Annotated in this window: 3 protein-coding genes; all 3 read right to left on the bottom strand. The window is 54.5% G+C overall.

Going from position 1 to position 2574, the window contains the following annotated elements; genetic code table 11:
• Nucleotides 1-511: ATP-dependent sacrificial sulfur transferase LarE (locus tag Q0101_RS01625; protein ID WP_297941665.1), on the bottom strand; the 511-nt coding region annotated here is incomplete at its 3' end.
• Nucleotides 483-1724 carry a nickel pincer cofactor biosynthesis protein LarC gene (gene larC / locus Q0101_RS01620; protein WP_297941662.1) on the bottom strand — a complete coding sequence of 414 codons (1242 nt, stop codon included), beginning with the start codon at nt 1722-1724 and terminating at the stop codon, nt 483-485. The genes Q0101_RS01625 and larC, both read right to left, overlap by 29 nt.
• Nucleotides 1725-1726: 2 nt before the next feature.
• Nucleotides 1727-2574 (bottom strand): nickel-dependent lactate racemase (larA, locus tag Q0101_RS01615; protein ID WP_297941660.1); only part of this gene is annotated, 848 nt, incomplete at its 5' end.

The following is a 2574-nucleotide window of genomic DNA, read 5'->3' as shown; positions in this document are numbered from 1 at the left end:
TTAGCAAGCACGCGTAGCTCGGTTTTTCGGCGGTGGGTAAATTTAACTCGCGCGATAGCTCGCGGATATCTGATTTGGTTAAATTTATCAGCGGCGAGAGCACGCCCAGCTCCTCTTTTGCTTTGAGTCCTGGGCGGTGTTCGCCCAGATCGTCTCGGTTCGTGCCGTCTGCGACGCGGCTAAAGCCAAGCTCACGGGCGCGCTCGATCAGTCGCGAAAACACCGCCTTTTTGCACAGATAGCAGCGGTTTTCGGGGTTGTTTTTGATCCCCTCCGCGATGCCGAGTTCTAAAATTTCGTGGCGGATGCCGTAAAATCTAGCAAATTCCACGGCTTCGGCGATTTCACGCGAGGACATGTAGGGCGATCTTATCGTTATGCCGATCGCGCGCTCACCCAGAGCGTCGTGCGCCGCACGTAGCAGCAGCGAGCTGTCCGCACCGCCGCTAAATGCGACCGCCAGCTCGCCCAGCCCGCACAGATCAGCCTTTATTTTTTCTAGTTTCGTCATAGATTTTCAGCGCCTCTTTTCGCACCCGCTCGATCGTCGTGCCGTGCGCGAGCGCCGCGGCCTTGCAGTCCTCAAATTCCGGCTTTATTTTTTGCGTTTGGCAGGTGCCAGAAATCTTAAACCCTATCTCGCCGAATTTCGTCTGCACCCGCACAAACTCGCGCTTTATCTCGGTTTTAGCAACCTCTATCTCGCGAACGCCGATCGCCGTCGTGTGCGTAAAAATCAGATCCTTTAAATTTTGCGCGTCCTGCTTGCGGCACAGCGCGTTTAGCTCAAAGCCTGCGCGCCCTTTTTTCATAAAAATAGAGCGGCTAAATACATCCAGCGCGCCGTTTTCTCGCAAAATTTCGCAGGCAAGCGCAAAGCTCTCGGCATCCATATCGTCGATGTTGGTGGAGATCAGAATTTGCTTGCAAACCTCGCCGTAGCCCGAGCGTGCGGCTAAATTTGACTCGCCGCTTTCACCGCTTAGATCCGCCTCGCAAATCATCGCGCGAAGCACGTTCGCAAAGTCCGCTGCGTCTTTGCCGCCAGCGCCGTAGCCGATCTTTTCGATTTTAAAGCTCGCGCCGTCCGTAAATTCATCCGCGCAGGCCTTTAAGATCGCCGCGCCCGTGGGCGTAGTCATCTCAAAATTTGCGCGCCCGAGGCTTACGGGCACGCCTTTTAAAATTTCGCAAACGGCGGGTGCCGGCACGCTAAGTACGCCGTGATCGCAGATCGCTACGCCGCCGCCAAGCTCGATTTTGGAGCTTATAACGCGCGAGATGCCGAGTTTTTCAAAAAGATATTCAAAGCAGATCGCCGCGCCCGCGACGTCCGCGATGCTATCTATCGCGCCGAGCTCGTGGAAATGCACCTGCTCTACGTCTGTGCCGTGGACTTTGGCCTCCGCCTGCGCGACGGTGCGAAATATCGCGCCCGCTCTTTGCTTGCAGCTCTGGCTTAAATTTGAACTCTCTAAAATTTGCCTGATACCCGCGTAGATTCTGGCGTGAGGCTGCGATTTTAGCGGCACTACGTCGATTTTTGTCGCGGCGATGCCTTTTTTTAGCACGCTTTTGCGTACAAGCTTAAATTCGCCAGCTAAATTTAACTTCTCAAGCTCGGCACAAAGATAGTCAAAATCCACGCCAAGTCCGACAAGAGCGGCTAAGTTCATATCGCCGCTGATACCAGCGCTAGCGTCGTAATATAAAATTTTAGCCAAACTTACGCCTTAGGCACCGTCATCGAGCCAAACGGCAGGATGATAATTTTGGCGTCCGCACCCTTTTGCGCGAGCGCGTCGTCCACGGCCTTTTGGATGTCGTGATACGGTTTTAGATGCACGGCGCGCATCTGCTCGTCGCTGAGCTCGCTCACCGCCCAGGTTTGCGCCCAGAGCGAGATTTCAGCCATCTTAGCGGCCTTGTGATAGCCGAGCTTAAAGCCCGCGCTGATCTTTTCTAGCACCTTTTTAGGCGTGTCGGCGGAGGCCATCAGATCAAAAAATGGCTTTGGTCCGATGCCGGTGCGGCACTTTGCGACCATTATTAAAATTCCGTCCTGCGCGAGCGCTAGTTTGCCGTTATCTAGGGCTTTTTGCGCCTGATAGAGATCGACGTCCATCGGATATGGCGCGACCGAGATCACGATATCTGCCTTGCGCGGGATATTTACGCAAAAGACCTCGTCTGCCTTTTCCACGCAGTCGTAAAAGCTATCGTTCAAATCGCCCGCGCTTGCGTAATACACGCCGTGCTCGCTATCAAGCACCGTCTGGATCGAAAAAACGTCGATATGTGCTAGCACCTTCATCGCGTCGATCATATCCTCGTGCACGGGGTTGCCCTCTAGGCGCAGCGCCTGCGCGTCGGAGCTTAGGGCGAGCTTGTGATTTTGCGTGATGCTCTCGTACGATGCGGTGCCAGGCAAAAAGGCCTTTCTGCCGCCCGTGTAGCCCGCGAAATAATGCGGCTCGACCGAGCCGATGACGATCACCTTTTTTGCCTCTGCCACGACCTTGTTTAGATACATCTGCGTGCCGTTTTTGCTCTCGCCTAAAAATACCATCTCGT

This window comes from uncultured Campylobacter sp., from assembly GCF_937921625.1.
Taxonomy (GTDB): domain Bacteria; phylum Campylobacterota; class Campylobacteria; order Campylobacterales; family Campylobacteraceae; genus Campylobacter_B.
Note: the sequence above shows the minus strand (reverse complement) of the source record. Positions and strands in the feature narration are given on the sequence as shown.